Annotated in this window: 19 protein-coding genes and 2 tRNA genes; 16 read left to right on the top strand and 5 right to left on the bottom strand. The window is 70.7% G+C overall.

Features of this window, described 5'->3' with window-relative positions; all coding sequences use genetic code 11:
• Positions 1-7 precede the first annotated feature (7 nt).
• Entirely contained in the window at positions 8-1,369 is a 1,362-nt protein-coding gene (locus ACFQ7C_RS11545; protein ID WP_378900764.1) for a diacylglycerol/lipid kinase family protein, read from the bottom strand.
• Between the two features lie 96 nt (positions 1,370-1,465).
• On the opposite strand from ACFQ7C_RS11545, the gene serS reads away from it, so the two are divergent.
• The 3 genes from serS to ACFQ7C_RS11530 all read left to right on the top strand — a co-directional run bounded on the left by serS (position 1,466) and on the right by ACFQ7C_RS11530 (position 3,789).
• Positions 1,466-2,731: a serine--tRNA ligase gene (gene serS / locus ACFQ7C_RS11540; protein WP_378900761.1), complete on the top strand. Its 1,266-nt coding sequence runs from the start codon at positions 1,466-1,468 to the stop codon at positions 2,729-2,731.
• Positions 2,728-3,636: an HAD family hydrolase gene (locus ACFQ7C_RS11535; RefSeq protein WP_378900758.1), complete on the top strand. Its 909-nt coding sequence runs from the start codon at positions 2,728-2,730 to the stop codon at positions 3,634-3,636. Before serS ends, ACFQ7C_RS11535 begins: the two co-directional genes overlap by 4 nt.
• Before the next feature lie 68 nt (positions 3,637-3,704).
• Positions 3,705-3,789: transfer RNA gene (locus tag ACFQ7C_RS11530), tRNA-Ser, on the top strand.
• Positions 3,790-3,828: 39 nt separating this feature from the next.
• Here ACFQ7C_RS11530 and ACFQ7C_RS11525 read toward each other — a convergent pair.
• Positions 3,829-5,826, bottom strand: coding sequence for a DUF4012 domain-containing protein (locus ACFQ7C_RS11525; protein ID WP_378900755.1), 1,998 nt, complete (start codon positions 5,824-5,826; stop codon positions 3,829-3,831).
• A gap of 242 nt (positions 5,827-6,068) precedes the next feature.
• Between ACFQ7C_RS11525 and ACFQ7C_RS11520 the strand changes: the two genes are divergently transcribed.
• A complete protein-coding gene (locus tag ACFQ7C_RS11520) occupies positions 6,069-7,355 on the top strand; it encodes an LCP family protein (RefSeq protein WP_378900752.1) in 1,287 nt (428 codons plus the stop codon).
• An 80-nt stretch (positions 7,356-7,435) separates the two neighbouring features.
• Positions 7,436-8,686: an LCP family protein gene (locus tag ACFQ7C_RS11515; protein WP_378900749.1), complete on the top strand. Its 1,251-nt coding sequence runs from the start codon at positions 7,436-7,438 to the stop codon at positions 8,684-8,686.
• Positions 8,687-8,729: 43 nt separating this feature from the next.
• On the opposite strand, the gene ACFQ7C_RS11510 is transcribed toward ACFQ7C_RS11515, so the two are convergent.
• Positions 8,730-9,422, bottom strand: a complete 693-nt coding sequence (locus ACFQ7C_RS11510; RefSeq protein ID WP_378900746.1) for a DUF2278 family protein — start codon at positions 9,420-9,422, stop codon at positions 8,730-8,732.
• Between the two features lie 117 nt (positions 9,423-9,539).
• Here ACFQ7C_RS11510 and ACFQ7C_RS11505 point away from each other — a divergent pair.
• Positions 9,540-9,631 (top strand) — tRNA-Ser (locus ACFQ7C_RS11505).
• A 432-nt stretch (positions 9,632-10,063) separates the two neighbouring features.
• Here the strand turns inward: ACFQ7C_RS11505 and ACFQ7C_RS11500 are convergent.
• Positions 10,064-11,197, bottom strand: coding sequence for a Gfo/Idh/MocA family protein (locus tag ACFQ7C_RS11500; protein WP_378900743.1), 1,134 nt, complete (start codon positions 11,195-11,197; stop codon positions 10,064-10,066).
• The gene (locus ACFQ7C_RS11495; RefSeq protein WP_378900740.1) at positions 11,197-11,907 is read right to left on the bottom strand and encodes a FadR/GntR family transcriptional regulator; all 711 of its coding nucleotides are present in this window, start codon (positions 11,905-11,907) and stop codon (positions 11,197-11,199) included. The genes ACFQ7C_RS11500 and ACFQ7C_RS11495 overlap by 1 nt, the downstream gene beginning before the upstream one ends.
• Positions 11,908-12,110: 203 nt before the next feature.
• Between ACFQ7C_RS11495 and ACFQ7C_RS11490 the strand changes: the two genes are divergently transcribed.
• The 10 genes from ACFQ7C_RS11490 (at position 12,111) to ACFQ7C_RS11445 (ending at position 25,142) form a co-directional block, all read left to right on the top strand.
• A complete protein-coding gene (locus tag ACFQ7C_RS11490; RefSeq protein WP_378900737.1) occupies positions 12,111-13,646 on the top strand; it encodes an ABC transporter substrate-binding protein in 1,536 nt (511 codons plus the stop codon).
• Between the two features lie 67 nt (positions 13,647-13,713).
• Entirely contained in the window at positions 13,714-14,670 is a 957-nt protein-coding gene (locus tag ACFQ7C_RS11485) for an ABC transporter permease (RefSeq protein ID WP_378900734.1), read from the top strand.
• Position 14,671: 1 nt separating this feature from the next.
• Positions 14,672-16,774, top strand: coding sequence for a dipeptide/oligopeptide/nickel ABC transporter permease/ATP-binding protein (locus ACFQ7C_RS11480; protein ID WP_378900731.1), 2,103 nt, complete (start codon positions 14,672-14,674; stop codon positions 16,772-16,774).
• The gene (locus ACFQ7C_RS11475) at positions 16,771-17,577 is read left to right on the top strand and encodes an ABC transporter ATP-binding protein (RefSeq protein WP_378900728.1); all 807 of its coding nucleotides are present in this window, start codon (positions 16,771-16,773) and stop codon (positions 17,575-17,577) included. Before ACFQ7C_RS11480 ends, ACFQ7C_RS11475 begins: the two co-directional genes overlap by 4 nt.
• A 25-nt stretch (positions 17,578-17,602) precedes the next feature.
• On the top strand, positions 17,603-18,559 hold the full coding sequence (locus tag ACFQ7C_RS11470) for a dihydrodipicolinate synthase family protein (RefSeq protein WP_378900725.1): 957 nt from the start codon (positions 17,603-17,605) through the stop codon (positions 18,557-18,559).
• Positions 18,556-19,518, top strand: a complete 963-nt coding sequence (locus ACFQ7C_RS11465; RefSeq protein ID WP_378900722.1) for an ROK family protein — start codon at positions 18,556-18,558, stop codon at positions 19,516-19,518. Before ACFQ7C_RS11470 ends, ACFQ7C_RS11465 begins: the two co-directional genes overlap by 4 nt.
• Positions 19,515-20,204, top strand: a complete 690-nt coding sequence (locus ACFQ7C_RS11460) for an N-acetylmannosamine-6-phosphate 2-epimerase (RefSeq protein ID WP_378900719.1) — start codon at positions 19,515-19,517, stop codon at positions 20,202-20,204. Before ACFQ7C_RS11465 ends, ACFQ7C_RS11460 begins: the two co-directional genes overlap by 4 nt.
• Positions 20,204-20,980 carry a glucosamine-6-phosphate deaminase gene (nagB, locus tag ACFQ7C_RS11455; protein WP_378900716.1) on the top strand — a complete coding sequence of 259 codons (777 nt, stop codon included), beginning with the start codon at positions 20,204-20,206 and terminating at the stop codon, positions 20,978-20,980. Before ACFQ7C_RS11460 ends, nagB begins: the two co-directional genes overlap by 1 nt.
• Positions 20,977-21,912 (top strand): DUF4862 family protein, encoded by a 936-nt coding sequence (locus ACFQ7C_RS11450; RefSeq protein ID WP_378900713.1) that lies wholly within the window; start codon positions 20,977-20,979, stop codon positions 21,910-21,912. The genes nagB and ACFQ7C_RS11450 overlap by 4 nt, the downstream gene beginning before the upstream one ends.
• 272 nt (positions 21,913-22,184) lie before the next feature.
• On the top strand, positions 22,185-25,142 hold the full coding sequence (locus ACFQ7C_RS11445; protein WP_378900711.1) for an exo-alpha-sialidase: 2,958 nt from the start codon (positions 22,185-22,187) through the stop codon (positions 25,140-25,142).
• The last annotated feature ends 122 nt before the right edge of the window (positions 25,143-25,264 follow it).

The raw sequence follows: 25,264 nt of genomic DNA, 5'->3' as shown, positions 1-25,264 counted from the left end.
CGGAATCTCACAAGCCGTCGGTGGTGTGGCCCTTGGGGACCACGACGACGAGCGCCGAGGGCTCGACGCGGGTCTTGACCGAGAGGGCCTCGCCGAACTCGTCGCCATCGAGCTGGACGGGGCGCGCCTCGTGCGTGGCGAGCTCGATGCCGGCGCCGCGCGAGTAGACGACCGCGTTGTCCTTCGTGCGCAGCGACAGCACGCGGCGGCCGGCGCGGAAGCGGCGAAGGAAGCTGTTGTCCCACGCCACGCGCCGCCAGACGAAGAGCCAGCCGAAGAGGCCCTTGGGCTGGAAGATCACGATGTCGAGCGCGCCGTCGGCGATGGATGCCTCGGGGATGAGGTCGAGGCCCGCGGGGAGCTTGCCGCAGTTCGCGAACAGCACGCTCTGCACGCGCGATGAGTGCAGCCGGTGCCCGGGAAGCTCGTAGACGACCCGGAACGGCTTCGCCTTCGGCAGCGACCGCGCGGCGCCGTCGACATAGGCGACCCAGCCGACCGTCTTCTTGAGCTGCGGATTCGTGTTCGCGATCATCGCGGCGTCGAGGCCGATGCCACCCATCACGACGAAGGCGTGCTCGGCCGTCGTGCCGTCGGGGCGCGCGAGCTCGGTCCAGCCGATGTCCATCGCGAGGGTGTCGCCGTCGAACACGGCACGCACCATCGCGTCGGGCTCGGTGAGCGGGAGCTTGAGGTTGCGCGCCAGCAGGTTCCCGGTGCCGCTGGGCACGATCGCGAGAGGAACGCCCGTGCCGCTCATCGCTTCAGACACAGCGCGCACCGTGCCGTCGCCGCCGGCGACGAGCACGGCATCCACGCCCTCTTCGAGCGCCTGGCGCGTCACGTCATCGCCCAGATCGTCGACCGTCGTCTCGTAGAACAGCGGCTCGGACCACCCGGCGTTCGCCGCGAGCCGGGTGACGGTGTCGCGCAGCGTGGCGGCGTCGACCTTGATCGGGTTGTAGACCAGCGCGGCCTTCGGTGACGGGTGCGCGCCGTTCGTCGACAGCGGGCGGGTCGCACCTTCGGGGCCGACGCGGCGCGCGTGGCCGCTCTCGTCCTCGGTCGTGTCGGGCTCGACATCGGCTGGCTGGCGGATCACTTCGTCGGGCTCGGCGGCCTGCTCGGGGTCGGGTGCGTCGGACCCGGCGCCTTCTGATGCATGGGATGTCGATGAATCGGATGCTGCGGCCGATTCCGCCTCCAGCTCCGCCTCGGCGATCGTCAGCTCGGCGGTGTCGGGGCCGTCGGCGTAGATCGCGTCGGCGGGGTGCGGGGTGAGGTCGGTGGGGATCTCGCCGGTGCGCAGATCCTCGGCGGGAACGCCGTCGGTGGGAACCTCGTCGCCCGTTCCGGATGCCGCCGCCATGAGGTACAGATTAGGACCGAATCGCCGGGCGGGGGCATTCGACGTGGGGCTTGACAGCCCGGCTGTCCGCTTGCGGTCGCCGACTAAGCTTGCAGGGTGATCGATCCCGTGCTGCTTCGCGACAATCCCGAGCTGGTCAAGCGCTCGCAGGAAGCGCGGGGCGAGTCGCCCGAGACCGTCGATGCCGCCGTGGACGCCGACCGCGCGCGACGCGCCGCGATCACGACCTTCGAAGAGCTCCGCGCGGCGCAGAACGCGCACGGCAAGAAGGTCGCGCAGGCGCCGAAGGAGGAGAAGGCGGCCCTGGTCGCCGAAGCCAAGGAGCTCAGCGAGCGGGTGAAGCAGGCTCAGCACGCGGTCGCCGCGGCGGAGGAGGCATCGGCCGAGGCCTTCGGGGCGCTCGAGAACATCGTGATCGATGGTGTGCCGGCCGGCGGCGAGGACGACTTCGTCACGCTGCGGACGCACGGCGAGGTCCCGGCGTTCGGCTTCGAGCCGCGCGACCACCTCGAGCTCGGCGAGAAGCTCGGCGCGATCGACATGGAGCGCGGCACCAAGGTGTCGGGCAGCCGCTTCTACTTCCTCACCGGCATCGGAGCGCGGCTCGAGATCGCCCTGATGAACCTCGCGCTCGACCGGGCGCTGCAGGCCGGATTCACGCCGATCATCCCCCCGACGCTGGTGCGTCCCGAGGTGATGCGCGGCACCGGGTTCCTCGGCAAGCACGCGGCCGAGGTCTACCACCTCGAACACGACGACCTCTACCTCGTCGGCACGAGCGAGGTGCCGCTCGCCGGCTACCACATGGACGAGATCCTCGACCTGTCGCGCGGCGCCAAGCGCTACGCCGGCTGGTCGACCTGCTACCGCAGCGAGGCCGGCTCGTACGGCAAGGACACTCGTGGCATCATCCGCGTGCACCAGTTCAACAAGCTCGAGATGTTCGTGTACACCACGCCGGAGGAGGCGGAGGCTGAGCACCTGCGCCTCGTCGCGCTGCAGGAGGGGATGCTGCAGGACCTGGGCCTCTCGTACCGCGTGATCGACGTCGCCGCCGGCGACCTCGGCTCGAGTGCCGCCCGCAAGTACGACGTCGAGGCCTGGGTGCCCACCCAGAACGCCTACCGCGAGCTCACATCGACCTCGAACTGCACGACGTACCAGGCGCGGCGGCTCGACATCCGCTACCGGCCCGAGGGCGGCAAGACGCAGCCGGTCGCGACCCTCAACGGCACGCTCGCGACCACGCGCTGGATCGTCGCGCTGCTCGAGACGCACCAGCGCGAAGACGGCTCCGTCACGGTCCCCGAGGTCCTGCGACCGTTCCTCGGCGGGCTCGAGGTGATGGAGCCCGTCGCGTGAGCGAAGCGCACCTGCCGAAGACCGGCTCCATCAAGGTCGTCGCGCCGAAGAAGGCCGCGAAGCTCGTCGAGCAGGTCGCGCGCGACACCGAGAACCCCGCAGTCGCCACCGAGCAGCTGCTCATCGCCCTCGACATCGACGGCACCGTCCTCCTCGAGGACGAATCGCTGAGTCCCGGCGTCGTCGACGCCGTCGAGCACGCGCACCGAGCGGGCCACGAGGTGATGGTCGCGACCGGACGCAGCTGGGAGGGCACCCGCGGCATCGTGCGCGTGCTCGGCATCTCGCCCGAGTTCGTCGTGTGCTCGAACGGCGCCGTGGTGCTCAAGCGCGTCGAGGCCGACGAGCTGCGCTACGAGCGGTGGCACGTCGAGACCTTCGACCCGCGCGAGGTGCTGGAGCAGCTGCGCGTGCACCTGCCCGACGCCCGCTATCTCGTGGAACTCGCCGACGGGCATCGCCTGTACACCGAGTACCTCGAGGACTGGAACCTGACGCAGGCCCGGCGCGTGCCGTTCGAGGAACTCGGCGCCCAGCCGGTGTGCCGCGTGGTGGTGGTCTCTCCCGACAAGGGCGAGCAGGACTTCGTCGACCTCGTGAAGCGCATCGGCCTCAACCACGTCTCGTACGCCGTCGGCTGGACGGCCTGGCTCGACATCGCCCCCAAGGGCGTCGACAAGAGCACCGGGCTCGAGCTGGTGCGCACCGAACTCGGCATCGACCCGGAGCACGTGCTCGTGATGGGCGACGGGCGCAACGATGTCGGCATGTTCCGATGGGCTCTCGACAACGGCGGCCGCGCGGTCGCGATGGCGCAGGGTCCCCAGGAAGTGCGGGATGCCGCGGGCGAGATCACCGACTCGGTGCACGAGGGCGGCGTGGCCGCCGTGCTCCGCCGCCTCTGACGGTGCTGCCGGTCGGCTAGACTCGACGCCTGTTCGACGGATGCCTCCCCCAGGGGTCGCATCGGTCGGGAGGGTTGTCCGAGCGGCCGATGGACCTGGTCTTGAAAACCAGTGGGCAGCAATGTCCCGTGGGTTCGAATCCCACACCCTCCGCAGGAATGATCAGGCGCGGAACCGCCGTGATGTCGACGCTCAGCCGATCGTCGACAGGCGGACGTTGCGGGAGCCTTCCGGGCTGGCGAAGAGCGCGCCGCAGCCGGCGTCGACGGTGACCTCGGTGTGGTTGGGGCCCGGTGAGTGGCGCAGCTCCAGCGGGCCGAGATCGCCGTCCGGCAGCTGAACCTCGTACGAGATCGTCCGTCTCTCGCCCATCTCGAGGAGAAGCGTCCGGCTGAGTGCGGTGTTGTCGTGGTCGACACCCGCACGGTCGCGGAACCGGTTGCCCTGCCAGTTCACGGAGTCCTGCCAGTCGCCCCGCTTGGGGTCGGTCCGCAGGATCTCCGCCCCTGGAGGGGCGAAGAACAGCACGTCGAGCATCATCGTCCTGGGGTCGATCCCGCGGAACTGGTTGCGCAGCCCCAGTGTGTACTCGCTCTTGATGTCTTCGCTCATGCGGCTGTGCAGATCCATCGTGACCGTGATCGTGCGCTCTTCCACGTTGCAGCTCGCACGCTGCGAGTAATCCAGCCAGTAGTTCAGCTTGCCCACGGTGTAGTCGTTGAAGTAGATGCCGAGCTGGGTGGCCTCCGTGTTGTCCTCCCGCAGGACCCCGTCGAGGCCGTACTCATGCGCGAGCGACTTCAGGCCCTCGTCCTCGAACCACAGGAAGATACGCCCCTCTTCAGCGCTCCGGACGAGCTGATCCCACATTGCGCCGATCTCCCACCCTCCTCCGGTGAGAGCGTCGAACATGACGGTCGTCACCTCGCTGAAGTACGCGTCCATCGCGGCGTTGTCCGTTCCGAACCGCTCGTAGGGTTCGCTCATCAGCAGGGAAGCGGTGTTCTCCGAGCTCACGACCTCGCCGGAGGCGAGCGTCAGCGGGCCCGTCGCCTCGAGCATGTGCGCCAGCACGATCGGGTCGATGGAGATCACTCCGTCGAACTCCACCTTCCCGGTCAACTCGCGCGTCGCCTGGAAGAGCTCGACGGCACGAGGGAAATGCGGGGTCATCGTGAAGTTCGACGACCAGTTCGCCAGCTCGAAGGGGTAGAGCGAACGTGTCTCCGCCGGCAGCCTGATGAGCGACCCGTTCACGGTGTCGAATCCCTGCTCGGGCAGCTCCGTGTACATCAGGTCCACGCCGTTCTCCTGGCCGAGCAGCTCCACCTGACCGTTCTCGACCTTCAGCACCAGCCAGTGGGCGGGCCCGCCGCCCGTCGCACGGATCTCCGCCGGCGTCTGGATCATCAGCTGGTACACCATCGGCCCGTCCGCGCCCGCTGCGTGCAGGATGGCCGGGAGGTGCTCCTGGACGATGTTCAGGGCGGGGATCGCGACGGCGATCAGCTCGACCATTCCGTCGAGGGGTTCGTACACCGCGGGCAGAACGCCGGTCCGATCCATGTCCGCCGCGATCGCCGACGCATCCTCGAGGGAGGAGATGACCGTCGGCAGGACGCTCCCCGCCCCGAGGAACGGCCGCAGGTCGATCCCGAGGCTCTCCCCGGTGCGCTCCTCGGTGCCGGCGGCGGCCATCATGGCGACCAGGGGCGGGAGCGACTGCGAGGTGATCGTGTTCACCGCTTCCGTCACGGTGCGCACCGCGAGCACGTTGTTCCCGACCTGAGGGAGCTGTGCGGCGAGGTCCCACAGGATGCCGTTCGACGTGGCTCGCGCCCGTTCGGTCCGGGCGACGACGTCTGCGCTCGCCTGCTCGAGCTGCGGGACGTCCATGGACACCGCGGCGACGGCGAGGACCTTCAGCTGCTCCTTCGCGGCCTCCATGTCGTCACGAACCTGCAGCACCTGCTGCGCGAACGTCCCGACGGCGAACAGCGCGACGAGAAAGACCGCGGCGATCGGGCCGCCCACCAGGCAGAAGACGAGATACCTGCGTCGGCGGCGGAGCTGCGCTCGCGTCTCCCGGGCGGCGTGGCGGGCGAGGGGAGGCCTCGCCGCAGGGCGTCTGCGCGCAGCGGGGCTCTTCGTGGCGGGGCGCGGTGCCGGCGAGGGCGCGGAGGCGGTCACGGCGGGATGCTACCGGGTGAGTGTGGCAGGAGTCTTACGGCCGGGGGTCAGCGGTCGTGCCGGAGGGTGCCCTCAGCCCACCCTCAGGGGGGTGTGAAAGGATACCCCGATACCTCGGCATCCGTCTGATGTGTCCCGAGCGGATCACGGAACAACTGTGGAATTCTTGTCTGCGGTGGAGTCCACTGGGTTAACACATCGCGTCTTCCGCGGTGTGTCCCAGACCCCTTGAAAGGAACCGAGTGAGCTCGACGCACAAGCCCGCGAGGCGCGGCCGCCGCACGGTGGCCCGTCACGGTGAGCTGTCGTCTCCGAGCCCGCTCGGCTTCATCGCCAAGATCGTCGGGATCGTCGCGGCCGTGGCCCTGGTGTCGGGGTTCGGTGTCGCAGCGTACGCCGTCACCGACTTCACGACGAGCTTCACCGAGGACGCCGTCGAACTCGAGGGCCAGGGCGCGGTCCCGCCCGACATCGGAGCGATCGAGGGCGGCGTCGACGTGCTTCTGGTCGGCACCGACGAGTGCGAGGAGGAGTACGCCTACCTCTTCGGCGACCGTTGCACGGGGGCCGATGCCGCCGGTCAGCTCAACGACGTCAACATGCTCGTCCACATCTCCGACGACCCGCGTCGGGTCACCGTGGTGTCGTTCCCGCGTGACCTCATGGTGCCGATCCCGTCGTGCACGCGCGAGGACGGCTCCACGACGCCGGCCACCAGCAAGACGCAGATCAACTCTGCGTGGGGTTACGGCGGACTCTCCTGCGTCGCGAAGACGATCAAGGAGCTGAGCGGCCAGAACATCCCGTTCGCCGCGAAAGTGAGCTTCGGCAACGTCATCAACATCACCGACTCGATCGGCGGCGTCGACGTCTGCATCGGCAACGGCGGCATCAAGGACCGCTACACGGGCATCAACTGGCCGGCCGGCCCGCGCACGATCCAGGGCGTCGAGGCGCTCCAGTTCCTTCGCACCCGTCACGGCCTGCAGAACGGCAGCGACCTGGCGCGCATCAGCAACCAGCAGCAGTACATGTCGAGCCTCGCCCGCAAGCTCGTCAGCGACCAGGTGCTGTCCGACCCCGCGACGCTGTACAAGCTCGCGGCCACGGCGGTCGACAACATCACGCCGAGCAAGTCGCTGACCAACCCGATGACGCTCGTGCAGATCGCGCTGGCGGTCAAGAACGTGCCCTTCGAGGACATCGTTTTCGTGCAGTACCCGGTGCTGACCGACCCCGCCGACACCAACCGTGTGGTGCCCGACTACGAATCGGCGAAGGAGCTGTGGGCGGCGCTCGCGGCCAACGAGCCGATCGAGGTCACCCACGACCAGGACCTCACCGGAGGAGTGATCGTGGCCGACCCGCAGCCCACCGAGCCGCCCGCCGACCCCGCCCCCACAGCGACCGCCGATCCTTCGGCGACGCCCGCGCCCAGCGAGACCGCGGTGGCGCTCCCGGACAACATCCCGGGCCAGAACGCGGCACAGCAGACCTGCTCGGCCGGCAACGTCAGGGCCAACGGCTGATGGCGTCGGCGAAGCGGCCCTCCGCGGAGGGCCGGGCTCCCCTTGCGCGCCACGGAGTGCTGAAGTCGCAGCATCCGTTCATGACCCTCGTCGCCATGCTCGGCGTCGCGCTCGCCGTCTTCGGAGTGAGCGCAGCGGGCATCGCCGTCTACAACGTGTGGGATGCGACGCAGGCGATCACCGCCAGCGCCGTCGTGCTCGATGAGGACAAGCCGCTCCCGCCCTCGCTCGGCGCGATCGAGGGCGGCGTGAACATCCTCATGGTCGGCACGGACTCCTGCGAGGGCGCGAACGCAGCGCTCTCGGGGGCGTGCCAGGCCAAGACCACGGAAGGCGAGCGCAACGACGTCACGATGCTCGTGCACATCTCGGACGAGCCGCGTCGTGTGACGGTCGTGTCGTTCCCCCGAGACATGCTCGTGCCGATCCCGTCGTGCCCCAGGGAGGACGGCACCGGCAGCTACTCGGCCATGTCGTCGCAGATGCTCAACGCGTCGTACGAGTACGGCGGGCTCGCCTGCACGGTGCTGACGATCGAGTCGCTCATCGAGGATGAGATCGACTTCGCCGCCGCGATCCGGTGGACGGGCGTCATCAACATGTCCGACGCCATCGGCGGCGTCGACGTCTGCGTCGCCGGCGACATCAGCGACCCGCACACGGGGCTCGAGCTGACCGCCGGCAATCACACGCTGCAGGGTGTGCAGGCGCTGCAGTTCCTCCGCATCCGTCACGGCATCGGCGACGGCTCCGACCTCGGCCGCATCTCGAACCAGCAGCAGTTCATGTCGTCGATGGTGCGCAAGCTCCAGTCCGATTCGGTGCTCGCCAACCCGGCTACACTGCTGAATCTCGCGACGACCGCGATCAGCCAGGTGCAGCAGGGCCAGCTCGTGCTCAGCTCGGGACTCACGAACCCCACGCTCATGGTCCAGATCGCGATGGCCGTCAAGGACGTGCCGTACGAGGACATTGTGTTCGTGCAGTACCCGACCCGCTACGCTGCGGGCGACGGCGCCAGCCGGGTGATGCCGGTGAAGGATGCCGCGAAGGTGCTCTTCGATGCGCTCAAGGCCAACCAGCCGCTGACGCTGACCGGTGACGCGAGCCAGGGCTACGGTGTGGAGGTGACAGGCGAGGCGGTCCAGCCCGAGGCTGCTCCCACGCCGGCTGCGACCGAGGCGGCGAGCGAGGCGCCCGCGGCGGAGACTCCCGCGGCCGAGGCGCCGGCTGCCGAGACGCCGGCCGCGGAGACCCGCGTGGAGCTCCCGTCGGCGATCGCGGGGCAGACCGCCGCGCAGACCACCTGCACGGTGCCCGAGGGTCGGTAGCAGGCGGGGCGCGGGTGCTTTGATGCGCCTCGTGAGTTCCGGCTCACACGGGATGACCGAGGCTGTCGGTGCGGTCGGACTGCGTCGAGAACTTCGAGATGAAGACCAGCCAGGTGCCGTCGGACTCCTGCGTCGCGACGCCGCCGTCCTGCCAGATCCCGTTCTCCGCGAACCATTGCGATCCGGCGGGGTCGCCCTGGTTCTGATGGACGTTGTGGATGCCTCGCACCGACCCCGGCGCCGCGCCCTCGGGGAACGGCTCGCCCCAGACGAGCGTCAGCGCTCCGATGAACAGGGTGGCCTCCAGCGCCTGCGACGCCTGGAGCTGATCGCCTGAGCGCCATGGCCGGACGAACGGGATCCAGAAGGGCGAGCGATCGGCGGGTACGGCATCCCGTGCACGGAACAGCCATTGCAGGAACGAGCGGATGCCGACGACCCGCAGTGCCCGGTGGCGGAGGACGTCGATGGCTCCGGACGTGGGGGAGGAGACCAGCTTCGTGAAAGCGGGGTTCGGCGGCGTCGGCCAGCCGAGCTTGGCGCCCGTGGTACGGATGGTCTTCCACTGCACCCCGGACGCGGAGTTCTTGCTGTCGACGTCGACGGCGACCCGGTAATCCCGCGCACCGCTGCGAAGCGTGAGATTGACGTGCCACCAGCGGCCGAACTCATCCGGGTCGTCGCGCTGGTGCGAGACGAGGGTTCCGCTGAGCACTCCGTACTGTGTGAACGGCATATCGGGATGAGCGGGCGGCGGACGCGGGTGATACCCGGGCGGTTCGCGGGTGCAAGAAGTCGTCCCGGACTCGGTTATGATTGCTGGGTGCATCTGCGCCCCCGCGGTCGGATGCCTGGAGACGTCGCATAGTCAGGCCTAGTGCACCACCCTGCTAAGGTGGAGTCCTCGCAAGGGGACCGAGGGTTCAAATCCCTCCGTCTCCGCCATTTTCTACCCGATTCGACGTCGTCCTGAGGCGTCTATCCGGGGTTTCGATCCTTCTCGGTCCGTGCGGTTCCGTCTCGGATGTGGGCACGGCGACGAGCGAAGAAGCCTGGTCAGCGGCGAGCCTCATCGAGGGCGTGGCCATGTCCGACGTTCTGCGCTACACCCGGCGCAGCCGCTGAGCGATTTGCGTGGCTATCGTGAGGGTGTGATCGCCTGCCCACCTCGTGCCCACGGATGAGACGCAGGGGTGCTCGCCCTCCGTCTTCGTTCCGGAGTGTGCGCCGCCGCGCTGGTGACGCCGGAACAAGCCTCGGCGGAATGGGCTCGGCAACGCGGTGGAACTGGCGGCCCTTTCCACGAGGCTGCCGATCGCAGACAGGTTCTCTGCGCCGGTGATCAGATCGCCTTCCCAACTTCCGGGCACAGCGGCATCAGGCCGCGTCGAGAAGGCTCCCCCCCGTGACCTCGTCCACGCGCACGGACCGCCCGAGCGACAGCGCGCGGGTGAGCGCCTCGGCCGTCGCGATCGCGGCGCGTGCGGCCGACCCGTCGGTGAGCGGTGCGAGCGCCGGATCGACGGCGCGCGCACCGGTCGCGAGACCGTGGAAGTACGCGATCTCGTCCGCCATCGCGGCGCGCAGCCATCGCGGCGGGCGTCGGGCGGGATCGCCGTAGGTCACGCCGCTGCCGCCCGCCGCGCCCCGGTTCTCGCGGGTGCGCTCGAGATCGGCCTCGACACTGCCGTGGAGCGGGAACGTCTCGGTCTCGCCGCCCCGCTGGAGGGTCACACCGACGTCCTGCAGGTCGATCGCGAGATAGCCCTCGGTGCCCTGGACGGTGATGGTGTGCTCGGGGCGGCGGAAGACCGACCCCCACTCGAGCGTCGCGTATCGCCCGCCGGCGAAGGTCGCGGCCGCGAGGAGGATCGCGTCCTCGTCGCCCACGCGGCGGCCGGCCTGCGGCGCGGCCCCACCGGTCATCGAGACGGACTCCGCCGGTCCGATGAGGTGCTGGAGGATGTCGAGCTCGTGGATGTGATGGAACAGATGTCCGCCCGAGAGGGCGCGGGTCTTCTTCCACCCCGGCGCGGCCGTGCCGTCCTCCCACCCGGTCCGCGACGTGCGCGCGAAGACGGGCGCGCCGATCGCGCCGGCGGCGATCAGGTCGGCGGCGCGGCGGATGCCGGGCATGAAGTGCAGGATGTGTCCCGCGAGGAACAGCGTCTCCGCCTTCTCCGATGCGGCGACCATCGCGTCGCACTCCGCGTACGAGAGGGCGACCGGCTTCTCGCAGAAGACGTGACGCCCGGCTTCGGCCGCCGCGATCGCGGGCTCGCGGTGCGCGTGGTTGGGGGAAGCCACGATCACGGCGTCGACCGAGGCGATGAGCTCGTCGATCGAGTCGACGACCCTGCCGCCGGACTCGGCGACGAGGTCGTCGGCATCCTCGGGCGACAGCACCGCGGCGAGCTCGGCGCCGGGGACCTCCGCGAGGATCCGCGCGAACTCCTTGCCGAAGTACCCTGCGCCGACGATCCCGTATCTCAGCCCTTCCGCGCCGGCCATCACGCGGCCTGCGCCAGCGCCCGCTGCAGCGGGAGGTAGTGCTCGACGACCGCGCGCCGGTAGGCCTCGACGTCGCCGCGGCGGGCGGCGTCGAGCATGTCGCCGTGCGCGCGCACCGTGAGCTCGATGTCGGCCGGCAGTGCGAGGCCGAGTTGGGGGAGCACGGCGGTGTGGACGTCCCAGAAGGCGCCGACCAGCTGCTCCGCGAGCCGGTTGCCGGTCAGGGCGAACAGCGACGTGTGGAAGGCGCGGTCGGCCTCGAGGAACGTGTCGTTGCGTGCCGCGCGGCGCTCCATCTCGTCGACCATCTCCTGCTGCTCGGCGAGGTCCTGTCCTGCGGTCGCCGTGACGACGCGGTCAGCCATGGCGAGGTCGAGAGCCAGACGCACCTCGACGACCTCGCGGAGGGCTTCGATCGATCCGTCGGGCGCCAGCACGCCGCGGAACACGAGTGCCTGCACCATCGGGTCGAGCGACATCCCGCCGACGTAGGTGCCGTGGCCGTGGCGGACGTCGACGATGTCGAGCGTCGAGAGCGTCCGGATCGCTTCACGGACCGAGGAGCGCGAGACATCGAGAGTCTCGCACAGCTCGGCCTCGGTGGGCAGGGGGTCGCCGGGCCGCAGATTGCGGGTCAGGATGAGCTGCTTGATCTGATCGGCGGTCGTCGCGCGGCGCATCCGGGATCCGCGCTGGTCGATCGAGGGCATACGGCCCACTCCGTTCTGATGTTTCGCGAGGTTCGTCAGGTAACGAGTTCGTTTCGCCCATTGTGGCGGGCGGAAACGTGTGTTTATAGTACGTCAGACGTCTGATGTCCTCAAGGGCGTCGATCACATCAACTGGAGCACACATGAACCGATACTCCACCCGCACCCGAGCGGGTCGTCTCGCGGTCGTAGTCGCTGGCACCGTGGCCACTGCGCTCGTGCTGGCCGGCTGCGGATCAGCCGCGACCACCCCCGAGAGCACGCCCGCGGCAGCCGAGGTCGACCCCGACGCGATCATCGAAGCGGGCATCTCGTACGCGCTGAGCGGCAGCTTCGACCCGATGCTGGCATCGGGCGCCGTCACGCAGGCGGCGAACTGGCACGTGTTCGAGGGCCTCGTCGACCTCGACCCCGTCACGCGCGAGCCGTACGCGGCCCTCGCAGCCGACATGCCGACGCAGATCGACGACACGACGTACGAGGTCGACATCCGCGAGGGGGCGACCTTCCAGAACGGCGAGCCCGTGACGGTCGACGACGTCGTGTTCAGCTACGAGCGCATCCTCGACCCCGAGGCCGGGAGCCTCTTCACCTCGTTCGTCGACTTCATCGACACCGTCGAGGCCGTCGACGACGACACCGTCCGGATCACGCTGGACTACCCGTTCTCGCTGATCGACCAGCGGCTCGGCGTCGTCAAGATCGTCCCGAAGGCGCTGGTCGAGGCCGACGCCGAGGCGTTCGGCGCGAACCCGGTGGGCTCGGGCCCGTACTCGCTGGTCTCCGCCGTGCCTGACGACGCGATCGTGTTCGAGCGCTACGACGACTACAACGGCCCGCGTCCCGCCCAGGCCGCCGGCATGAACTGGAACCTGCTGTCGGATGCCGCGGCCCGCGTGACCGCGCTCTCCAGCGGCACGATCGACGCGATGGAGGACGTGCCCTACATCGACGTCGACACCCTCGCGGCGACCGCGGACGTCGAGACCGTGCAGTCGTTCGGCCTGCTCTTCATGATGTTCAACACCGAGATGGCGCCGTTCGACGACCCGCGCGTCCGCCAGGCGTTCTTCTACGCGCTCGACATGGACACGATCATCGGCACGGGCCTGCTCGGCAACGCCGAGCCCGCGACGTCGTTCCTTCCGGAGGGGCACCCGAACTACCACGAGGCGTCGACGGTCTACACGTACGACCCCGAGAAGGCCCAGGAGCTGCTCGAGGAGGCGGGCGTCAGCGACCTGTCCATCACGCTGCTGACCACCGACACCGGCTGGGTGCGCGAAGTCGCCCCCCTCGTGAAGGAGTCGCTCGACGCCGTCGGCATCGAGACGACGCTCGACATCGGCCAGTCCGGAGCCCAGTACACCAAGGTGGACGCTGGCGACTTCCAGGTGATGGTCGCCCCGGGCGACCCGTCGGTGTTCGGCAACGACCCCGACATCCTGATGCGCTGGTGGTACGGCGACAACGTGTGGCCGAACAACCGCTACCGCTGGGCCTCCAGTCCGGAGTTCGCCGAGCTGACCGCGCTCCTCGACGACGCCGTCCGCGAGACCGGCGACGAGCAGCAGGCCACGTGGGACGAGGCGTTCGACCTGATCTCGGAAGAGGTCCCGCTCTACCCGCTGTTCCACCGCAAGCTCCCGACTGCCTGGAACAGCGACAGCCTCGTCGGGTTCGCGCCCGTCCCGACCACCGGCCTGTCGTTCCTCGACGTCGGCGTCGCCGCCCAGTAAGTCCCGTATCCCCTCGGTCGGGGCGCGGCATCCCCACCGCGCCCCGGCCTCCCCGGAAGGACATGACGTGTCCAACACACTCCGCCTCATCGGCCGACGGCTTCTGCAGCTGCCGCTGATGATCCTCGGCATCACGTTCCTGGTGTTCTTCGTGATGTCGTTCTCGCAGGTCGATCCCGCGCTGGCCGCCCTCGGCGAAGGCGCCTCGATCGAAGACCGCGCGGCCTATCGCGAGGCCCACGGGCTGAACGACCCGCTCCTCGTCCGCTACGTCGCCTTCCTCGGCGGCCTGCTGCACGGCGATCTCGGCACTTACTCCGCGCGCCAGCTCCCCGTGATCGACGAGGTCGCCCGCGCGCTGCCCATCACCCTCCAGCTGACCTTCCTCGGACTGCTCATCGCGGTGATCGGCGCGTCGCTGCTCGGCGTCGCCGCCGCGGTGTGGCGCGACCGCTGGCCCGACCAGGTCATCCGCCTCGTATCGATCGCGTCGCTGTCGACGCCGTCGTTCTGGCTGGCGATCCTGCTGATCCAGCTGTTCACCCTCCAGCTCAAAGTGCTCCCGGCCTCCGGGCCGCTCCCCGAGTTCTCCACCGATCCGCTCGGCTGGCTCGCGCGCATGACGCTCCCCGCCATCGCGCTCGCGGTCCCGGTCATCGGCCAGCTCTCCCGCGTGGTGCGCACCGCGATGGTCGAGGAGCTCGACCGCGACTACGTCCGCACGGCGCTCGGCGCCGGCGTCCCCCGCGCCGTCGTGGTCGCCCGCAACGTCTTCCGCAACGCCCTCATCACGCCGGTCACGGTGCTCGGCCTGCGCGTCGGCTACCTCATCGGCGGCGCCGTGGTCATCGAGATCATCTTCGCCCTGCCCGGGATGGGCACCCTCATCCTGAACGGCATCACCAACAACGAACCGAACCTCGTGCAGGGGGTCACGCTCGCCGTCGCCCTGGCCTTCGTCGTGATCAACATCGTCGTCGACCTGCTGTACGTGCTCATCAACCCGCGAATCAGGTCGGTGTGACATGCGACGCAAACTGACAGAACGACTCTCCGCCCCCGGCCTGCGGCTGGGCGGGCTCTCGACGGGGGCCAAGGTCTCGCTCGGCTTCCTCCTCCTCGTGGTGCTGCTCGCGGTATTCGCGCCGCTCGTGTCGCCCTACGACCCGCTCGCGTCCGGACCGCCGGTGCAGCCGCCGAGCCCCGAGCACTGGTTCGGCACCGACCGCCAGGGTCGCGACATCCTCTCCCGGCTGCTCTACGGGGCGCGCTACTCGCTCGTGATCGGCCTCGGCGCCACCGCGGTCGCGCTCCTCGTCGCCGCCGTGCTCGGGACGATCGCGGCGACGGCGCCCAAGTGGATCTCCGAAACGCTGATGCGCGTGCTCGACGTCATCATGTCGTTCCCCGGCATCGCGCTCGCCGCCGTGTTCGTCGCGGTGTTCGGCCAGTCGCTGCCCGTCCTCGTGCTGACGATCGCGTTCCTGTACACCCCGCAGCTGACCCGCGTCGTGCGAGCCAACGTGCTCGACCAGTACGGCGAGGACTACGTGTCGGCGGTCCGGGTCATGGGAGCCTCCGCGCCCCGGATCATCGTCAAGCACGTCGTGCGCAACTGCGTCGCTCCGGTGCTGGTGTTCACCACGGTGCTGGTCGCCGATGCGATCGTGTTCGAGGCATCCCTCTCGTTCATCCAGGCGGGCGTGCCCGACCCCGAGCCGTCGTGGGGCAACGTCATCGCCGCCGGACGCAACCTCGTCATGGCCGGGGCCTGGTGGGCGACGTTCTTCCCGGGCCTGCTGATCATGCTGACCGTGCTGGCGCTCAACATCCTCGCCGAGAGCATGACCGACGCCATGGTGTCGCCGCGCGCCCGTCGCGTGACCGTGGATGCCGCATCGGCCGAGGAGTCGACCCACGACCTCGAGGAGCACCAGGCGCCTCTCCTGGCAGGAGCAACCCCGGCGGAGGTCGCCGCGGGGGTCGACGAGCTCGATCTCGAGCTCGAAGACGCCGGGCTCGCCGCCGACCTGCCGAACACGCCGGTCGCGGACGTGCCCGTCGCGGTGCCAGCCACGACGACCGCGGTGCCGCTCGAGACGCGGCTGGCGCTGCTGCGCGACCGCGAGTCGGTCCGCACGGACCGCCTCGTCTATGCGAAGGACGCCGCGCCCCTGCTCGACGTGCAGGACCTGCGCATCTCGTTCCCGCGGCACGGCGACGTCGACGTCGTGGACCACGTGAGCTTCACCGTCCGCCCCGGCGAGACGATGGCGCTCGTGGGGGAGTCGGGCTGCGGAAAGTCCATCACCTCGCTCGCGATCATGGGTCTGCTCGACCCCCGCGCCGACATCCGCGGACGCATCCTGTTCGAGGGCGAAGACCTCCTCGCGCTGACGCCGGCCCAAAGGGTCGCCAAGCGCGGCAGCGACATCGCGATGATCTATCAGGACGCGCTGAGCTCGCTCAACCCTGCCATGCTGATCCGCGCGCAGATGAAGCAGCTGACCTCGCGCGGCGGCACCCGCACCGCCGAGGAGCTGCTCGAGCTCGTCGGCCTCGACCCGAAGCGCACGCTCGCGTCGTACCCGCACGAGCTGTCCGGCGGCCAGCGTCAGCGCGTGCTGATCGCGATGGCGCTCACGCGCGATCCGAAGCTCGTGATCGCCGACGAGCCGACGACGGCGCTCGACGTGACGGTGCAGGCGCAGGTCATCGATCTGCTCAACCGTCTGCGCGAAGAACTCGGGTTCGCCATGCTGTTCGTCTCGCACGACCTCGCGCTCGTCGCCGAGCTGGCGCACCGGATCACGGTGATGTACGCCGGGCAGGTCGTCGAGCAGGGCACCACGACCGAGCTGCTCACCCAGCCGGTGCACGAGTACACGCGGGGACTGCTGGGCGCGGTGCTCTCGATCGAGTCCGGCTCCGACCGCCTGCACCAGGTGCCCGGCGTGGTGCCCTCGCCGCGCGACTTCCCCGCCGGCGACCGATTCGCGCCGCGCTCGTCCGACCCGGCGCGCAACCTCGGGGTCACGCCGGTCCGCCGCCGCATCGAGGGCACGGACCACTTCTATGCGGGGCATCCCGATGACGCGCCCGTCGAGCCGATCGGAGCAGCACGATGAACGAGCCCGTGATCGAACTCCAGGACGTGCACGTCCGCTACAAGGCGCGCTCCTCGACACTCTTCCGTGCGCAGTACGTCGACGCCATGGACGGCGTGTCGCTCACCGTCCGGCGAGGGCAGACGCTCGGCATCGTCGGCGAGTCGGGCTCGGGCAAGTCCACGTCGGCCAAGGTGCTCGTCGGGCTCGAGCAGCCCACGAGCGGCGGCGTCGTCTTTGCCGGCGAGCCGGTGCGCGCGTTCACGCGCAGCGTCCGGCGGCGTCTCGGGCGCATCCTCTCGGTGGTGTTCCAAGACCCGGCTACCGCGCTCAACGCCCGCATGACCGTCCGCGAGGCGCTGCTCGACCCGATGCAGGTGCACGGCGTCGGCACGAAAGACCAGCGCGAGGCGAAGGTGCGCGACCTGATCGCCATGGTCGGCCTGCCGTCGTCGGCGCTCGAGGCGCTCCCCGGCCAGCTCTCGGGCGGGCAGCGTCAGCGCGTCGCGATCGCCCGGGCCCTCGCGCTCGATCCGCAGGTGATCGTCGCCGATGAGCCGACCTCCGCCCTAGACGTGTCGGTGCGCGCGCAGATCCTCAATCTGCTGACCGACCTCAAGAACGAGCTCGGCCTCGGGATGGTCTTCATCTCGCACGACATCCAGACCGTTCGCTACCTCTCCGACGAGATCGCCGTGATGAACAGGGGACGCGTCGTGGAGTTCGGCGACGCCGCGACCGTGTTCGACAACCCCTCCGACGAGTACACGCGGACGCTGCTGGGCGCCGCGCCCTCGCTCCTCGATCCCACTCCCCTCGGCTGATGCCGCGAAACACCCAGGAACACCAATGACTTCTCCCTCCTCGCTCACCCGTCCCCGCTTCGCCGGCGTCGTGCCCCCGGTGGCCACGCCGCTCCTGCTCGACGGGGCGGTCGACCACGCGTCGCTCGCCCGGCTCGTCGACTACCTCATCGGCTCCGGCGTGCACGGCCTGTTCGCCCTCGGATCGACCGGCGAGACCGCGTACTTCACCGACGACCAGCGCATCGAGATCGTGCGCACGATCGTCGACGCGACGGCCGGCCGGGTGCCGATCATCGCGGGGGCGATCGAGCTGACGTCCGCGCGCATCATCGAGACCGCCCGCCGGATCGTCGCGACCGGAGTGGACGCGATCGTCACGACGGCTCCGCTCTACACGCTCAACTCCGCCGTCGAGGTGGACGCGCACTTCCGGGCGATCGCCGCCGCCATCGACGTGCCGCTGTGGGCGTACGACGTGCCGGTCCGGGTGCACTCGAAGCTCTCGCTCGACCTGCTCATGGGCCTCGCGGCGGACGGCGTCATCGCCGGCGTCAAGGACTCCTCGGGCGACGACGTCGGCTTCCGCCGACTGGTGGCGGCGAACGAGGCCGCGGGTCACCCGCTCCAGCTGCTCACGGGCCACGAGGTCGTCGTGGACGCGATGCTCCTCGCCGGCGCGGACGGCGTGGTGCCGGGCCTCGCGAACGTCGAGGCGACCGGCTACGTCGACCTGTGGGATGCCTCGACCCGAGGCGACTGGGAGGCGACGCGCGCCGCGCAGGAACGCCTCAATCGCGTCTTCGAGATCGTGTTCCAGCCGACGGGGCTCTCCGGTGACGCGACCGGCGTCGGTGCGTTCAAGGCGGCGATGAAGGCCCGAGGCATCATCGATCACGCGACCATGGCGTTCCCGACGCAGGCGCTCGACGCCGGCGCCGTCGAGCGGATCGAAGGCATCCTGGCGGAGCTCGACCTCCTCGCGGAGCGGGTCGCCCGATGACCGACGTCGTGCTGGCGGTCGACATCGGCGGCACGAAGACGGCGGTCGCGCTGGTCGACCGCGCCGGCACGATTCTCGACGGCCTCACGGCGCCGACGCCCGCGCTCGACGGCCCCGAGGCGGTCGTGCGCACCGTCGCCGACCTCGGCGGGCTGCTGGTCCGCCGGGCATCGGCCGACGCCCGGCTGTGCGGGCTCGGCGTCGCCACGGCGGGCGTGGTCGACGTGCGTGCCGGCCGCATCGTGTCGTCGACGGACACCATGGCCCGGTGGGCGGGCACGCCGCTCGCGGCGCGTGTGCGCGAAGCCCTCGGCGCGCTGCTCGCCGAGGGCGCGGAGGTCCACGTGCAGAACGACGTCGACGCGCACGCGGTCGGCGAGTTCCGGCACGGGGCCGCCCACGGGGCCCGGAGCGCCCTGATCGTCGCGGTCGGCACCGGCGTCGGCGCCGGAATCGTGCTCGACGGACGCGTGCTGCGCGGTGCCCGTCACGTCGCGGGTGAGATCGCTCACGTGCCCGTGCCGGGGGCCGAGCACCTGCGCTGCCCGTGCGGCCGCGCCGGTCACCTCGAGGCGATCGGCTCGGGGGTCGGCATGCATCGGCACTACGTGTCTCTCGGCGGGGATGCCGCCGTGCCCGACGCCCGCGGGATCGTCGCGCTCGCGCGAGACGGCGACCCGGTCGCCCGCCGCGCGCTCGACGACTCGGCCGCCGCGGTGGGGCGAGCGGTCGCGGGTGCGGTCACGCTCCTCGATCCGGAGCTCGTGGTCGTCACCGGGGGAGTCGCACAGATCGGCGCGGACTGGTGGCATCCGATGACGGCGGCGCTCGGCGCAGAGGTCATCGACGTGCTGAGCGACGTCCCCGTCGTTCCGGGCGCACTGGCCGGGGAGGCGCCGCTGCGCGGGGCCGCGGCATCCGTCTGGGAACTCGTCGACGAGAGGGCGGTCGCCGCATGAGGTCCACCGCCGAAGGCACGCTGGCCCGGCTCGCGGGCGGGCTCGTCGTCTCGTGCCAGGCCTATCCGGGTGAGGCGATGCGCGATCCGCGCACCATGATTCAGATCGCACGCGCTGCCGTGGTCGGGGGAGCGGCGGGCATCCGGCTGCAGGGCCTCGAGGACATCCGCGCGGCGTCCGACCTCGACGTCCCGGTCGTCGGGCTCTGGAAGGACGGCGACGCCGATGTGTTCATCACGCCGACGCTCGCGCACGCCGTCGCGGTCGCCGAGGCGGGCGCCGACATCGTGGCGCTCGACGGCACGCGCCGCGCGCGCCCCGACGGCCTCACGCTCGCCGAGACGATCGCGGGGCTGCGTGCACAGCACGACGTGCTCGTGATGGCCGACTGCGGGTCGCTGGATGACGCGATCGCCGCCGAGCAGGCGGGCGCCGACATCCTCGGCACGACGCTGTCGGGCTACACGGGCGAGCGGCCGAAATCGGCCGGACCCGACCTCGAGCTCATCGCACTGATCGCCGCGCGCTGCACGAAGCCGATCGTGGCGGAGGGGCGCATCCACTCCCCGGCGGATGCCGCAGCCGCCCGCACTGCCGGCGCCTTCGCCGTCTGTGTCGGCACCGCCATCACCCACCCCGCCACGATCACGTCGTGGTTCGTCGCCGCCCTCGAGGAAGAAGCCTGATGGAAGTCGTCATCGCCGCCGAAGACACGATCGGCGACCTCGTCGCGGACGAGATCGCCGAGCTGCTCGAAGGCAGGCCCGACGCGGTGCTCGGTCTCGCGACCGGGTCCAGCCCGCTGCGGATCTACGACGCCGTCGCCGCGCGCGTCGGCCGCGGCGAGACGTCCCTCGCCCGGGCGAGGGCGTTCACCCTCGACGAGTACGTGGGGCTTGCCCCAGGGCACCCCTGCAGCTACCGGACGGTGATCGACCACGACTTCGTGTCGCGCGTCGACTTCGCTCCGGGCGCCGTGCGGGGCCCCGACGGCAACGCCCCCGACCTCTTCGCGGAGTGCCGCGCCTATGACGCGGCGATCGCCTCAGCGGGCGGGGTCGACCTCCAGATCCTCGGCATCGGCACCGACGGGCACATCGCGTTCAACGAGCCGGGCTCGTCGTTCGCGTCGCGCACGCGGGTCAAGACGCTCGCAGCGCAGACGCGGATCGACAACGCCCGCTTCTTCGAGGGCGACGTCGAGGCGGTGCCGACCCACTGTCTGACGCAGGGGCTCGGCACGATCATGGAGGCTCGGCACATCGTGCTCGTGGCGACGGGGGCGGGCAAGGCCGAGGCGGTGCATCAGCTCGTCGAGGGCGCGGTGTCGGCGCGGTGGCCGGCGACGATCCTGCAGCACCACGCGCGGGTCACCGTGCTCGTCGACGACGTCGCGGCGGCGCGGCTGCGGCTGGCCGACTACTACCGGCACGCCTACGCCCAGCGGCATCTCGTCCGGTGAGCGGCTCGCCGGCCCGCGTGCTCGTCGGCGCCTATGCGGCGTCCCCGGCGCACACGCGGTGGGATCCGCTCCTCGAGGCCGAACTCCTCGCTGCGCTGTTCGCGCTGCCGTCGGTGCGCGGCTTCGAGCTCCCGTGGCTGGGAGCGGTGCACCCGCACGATCCCCGCTGGCTGCTCGACCACGTGCCGCGCGGCGCGCAGGTCGCGCTGACGCCGCTGCCGTGGGTGATGCGCCGGTCGGCGCAGTCGCCCGCGTACGGACTCGCGTCCGTCGACCCCGAGGGGCGCGCCGCGGCGGTCGCCGACCTCCGCCGCGTGAACGACGACGTCGGCCTGCTCGCGGGGGAGTCGGACGCGGAGCCGGCGCTCGTGCTGCTGCACTCCGCGCCGCGGAGGAGGGCGGATGCCTCGGCCCTCGCCCGCTCGCTCGACGAGCTCGCCCGGTGGGACTGGAAGGGCGCCCGGCTCGTCGTCGAGCACTGCGATGCGGTGCGCCCGGGTCGGGCGTTCGAGAAGGGCTTTCTGCCGATCGACGAGGAGCTCGCCGTGATCGGGCGCGCCGACGGGGATGTCGGGCTCTGGATGAACTGGGGCCGCTCCGCGATCGAGCTGCGCGATTCCGACGCCGTGACGGCGCAGATCCGGGATGCCTCGGCCACCGGTCGCCTCGTCGGCCTGTCGTTCTCCGGCGCTTCGTCGCACGACGGCCCCTACGGCCCGGCGTGGACCGACAGCCACCCGCCGATCCGGTCGACCGATCCGTCGTCGCACTCCGTGCTCGACGACGCGCACGTCGCAGCGGCCGTCGCGGCAGCCCCGGGCGTCCCATGGCTCGGGGTGAAGGTCGCCCGGCGACCGGACGACGTCACCGCGGCGGAGGTCGCCGCCACCGTCCGTCGCAACCTCGACATCGTCCGGGGCGCGTCCCGCTGACTCTCGGTGCGCCGCGCTGCGCCGCTCCGCGCCGCCGTGCCGCGCCGCGCCCGCGGCTGAGACGCCGCTCTCTCGCTCGCCGACTTGCCCTAGATGTACGCGAGACGCCGGCGTGTCTGTACACCTAGGGCAAGTCGACGGAGGGGGCTCGACGGCCCGGTCGGAGGGTGCTGCGCGCGATATCCGCGAGAAGGCCTTGTGTCGAGGCATCTGGGTCCGATACGTTCACGGAAATCAGATGTCTGATGTCAGACACGACGGAAAGGCGCTCCATGACACACCGTCCCTCGCATCGCCACCGGCGCACGCCCCGCGCGATGACGACCCTCCTCGCGGCTCCGGCCGTCGTCGTCGCGCTGACGCTCGCGTCGGTCGTTCCGGCGCACGCCGCGCCGGCGCCGGAGTACTTGCTCGACCCGTCCGATCCGCCCGGCACGTACTCGGTCCAGAACCTCGCCGCCGACCGCACGAGCGCGAACTTCTTCTACCGCATCCCGGCGCTCGCGCACCTCGGCGACGGCGTCGTCGTCGCCGCGTGGGACGCACGGCCGGGCAGCGCCGCCGACGCTCCCAACCCGAACTCGATCATGCAGCGCCGCTCGACCGACAACGGCGCGACGTGGGGGCCCGCGACGATCATCGCCGCGGGCAGGCTCGGCGACGCGAACGGCGCGAAGTACGGGTACTCCGACCCGAGCTACGTGCACGACCGCGAGACCGGACGCCTGTTCGCGTTCTTCGTCTACTCGAAGGACCAGGGCTTTCACGGCAGTGCCTACGGCAACGACGAGGCCGATCGTCAGGTCATCAGCTCGGCGGTGATCCACTCCGACGACGGCGGGGTGACCTGGAGCGAGCCGCGGCTCATCACCGACGTCACCAAGCCCGCGAACGGCACCGTCACCGGCGGGGTCTACACGCCGGTCGCCGGCGACGTGCGGGCTAACTTCGCGACCTCGGGCGAAGGCATCCAGCTGCGCTACGGCGCCTATGCCGGGCGGCTCATCCAGCAGTTCGCCGGCACGGTGCGCCAGGCGAACGGCTCGGTCGCCATCCAGGCGTACTCGGTGTACTCCGACGACCACGGCGCCACGTGGCACAAGGGCGAGAACGTCGGCACCGGGATGGACGAGAACAAGGTCGTCGAGCTCTCGGACGGCCGCGTGCTGCTCAACTCGCGCGACAGCGACAACGGCCGCTACCGCAAGGTCGCGATGTCGACCGACGGCGGCGCGACGTACGGCGCCGTGACCCAGGACCTCGAGCTGCCCGACCCGACGAACAACGCATCGATCGTGCGCCTGCACCCCGACGCCGCCGAAGGCACCGCCGACGCGCGCAAGCTCCTCTTCACGAACTCGAACAACGGCGCCAACGGCAACCGGGTGAACGGCGCGGTGCGCGTCTCGTGCGACGACGGGCAGACCTGGCCGGGCCTGCGCGGCATCGACACCGGCTCGTTCGCCTATTCGAGCGCGACCGTGCTCGACGACGGGCGCATCGGCGTGCTCTGGGAGCGCAACTACACGAGCGACATGCCGTTCTCGTCGTTCGACGAGGCGTGGATCAACTACGTCTGTGCTCCGCTCAGCGTGCCCGAGCAGGCGCTCGCGCCCGGCGTCGAGTCCGTGGTGCCCGTGACCGTGACCAACCAGGAGCAGACGGCCCTCAGCGGCGCGGTGACGTTCCACACGCCGAGCGGCTGGACCGCGGACACGGTCGCCGTCGAGGGGATCGCCCCCGGCGCATCGACGACCGTCGACGTGCGGGTCACCGCGCCGGCCGGAGCCGCGGGCACGCAGCGCCTGCAGGCCGCGTTCACCGTGACCGACGGGCGGCTCAGCCAGTTCACCTCGACGCTGCGGCTGCCCGCGGCGACGAACCTGGGGCTCACGCTCACCTCGGCCTCGACGAGTCCGACGCGCGACGTCGTCGCGAACCCGTACGTAGAGGGCGACGTGCTGAGCTTCAGTCTGCGCGTCACGAGCACCGCCGGGGTCGCGACGCTCGTCACCCCGAAGGAGGCCAACTTCACGACCGGGTTCCTGCCGACCGCGTGCCGCTGGCAGAACCTCGCCCCCCTCGGCGCCTACAACTGCACCACCCCGAAGCGCACGCTGACGGCCGACGACATCGCGCGCGGATGGTTCACACCGGAGTTCTCGTTCACCGTGGCGCCCATGAGCGACACGGCCGCGGCCGTCACCGTGACCCATACCGGTGCACCGGTGGCGCTGCGCGACGGAGTTCTCGGTGCGACGATCACGGGTGCGCGGGCGGATGCCTCACGCGACCTCGCCGCGGATCCCTATGCGGTCGGCGAGCAGGTGCCCTACTCGTTCCGGGTCGACAGCACATCGCCGGTGACCAGCACCGTCGCACCGACCTCGGGGAGGTTCGCCCCGTTCGTGCCGCCGGGAGCCGGCAACTGCCGCTTCACGGGTCTGGCGGCGTTCGCGGGGTACGACTGCGCGACCCCGCGACACACCGTGACCCAGGCGGACCTCGACCGCGGCTACTTCGACGCCACCTCGTCGTGGACCGTGACAGCGGTGGGTCAGACCACCGCGTCGGTCACGGTCGAGGCCCCTGAAGTGGATGTCATCGCCCGCGACCCGCGGATCGGCGGGGCGACCGTCGGGACGTGGCAGGACGTGAACGGCGACGGCGTCGCCACAGTCGGCGATACGGTGACCTGGACCACGCGGGTCGAGAACACCGGCAATGTGCGACTCGACGCCGTGACGGCGGGGGATCTCGAGCGAACGTCGCTCGCGCCGGGGGAGAGCGAGGTCGCCGAGACGTCGACCGTCGTGCTCGCCTCGGCCGACATCGCCACCGGCGAGGTCGCGGCTCCGGTGATCGCCGCAACCGCGTCGAACGGCGCTCGTGCCGTCGGAGCGGACATCGCCGGCCCGGCGATGGTGCTCGCGGTGCCCGGCGCGTGGTCGGCAGGCGTCACGTACCTCGCGGGCGAGCGGGTGCAGTACGCCGGCACGCAGTGGGTCGCCTCGTGGTGGACGCGCGCGCAGACACCCGGCGACCCGTCGGGCCCGTGGCAGGAGTTCGCGACCGACGAGTCCGGCGCGACGCTCTGGACGCCGTCGCGGATCTACACGGCCGGCGAGGTCGTCGAGCACGACGGCGAGTCGTTCGTCGCGAAGTGGTGGACACGCAACCAGCGCCCCGGTCAGGCGTGGGGGCCGTGGCAGGCGGTGACCGAGGACTGACCCGCGGCAGGAGTGGCGGAGGGGGCGAGCGATCCGGCTCGTTCCCTCCGCCTCCGGCTGCGGGCGGCGGACGTGATCGCGTTCAACGACGCGATGGCGGCCGTCGGATGGCGCGGCGGAAG

This window comes from Microbacterium sp. NPDC056569, from assembly GCF_042793475.1.
Taxonomy (GTDB): Bacteria; Actinomycetota; Actinomycetes; order Actinomycetales; family Microbacteriaceae; genus Microbacterium.
The sequence above is the reverse complement of the archived record's forward strand: the minus strand, read 5'-3'. Positions and strand labels throughout refer to the sequence as shown.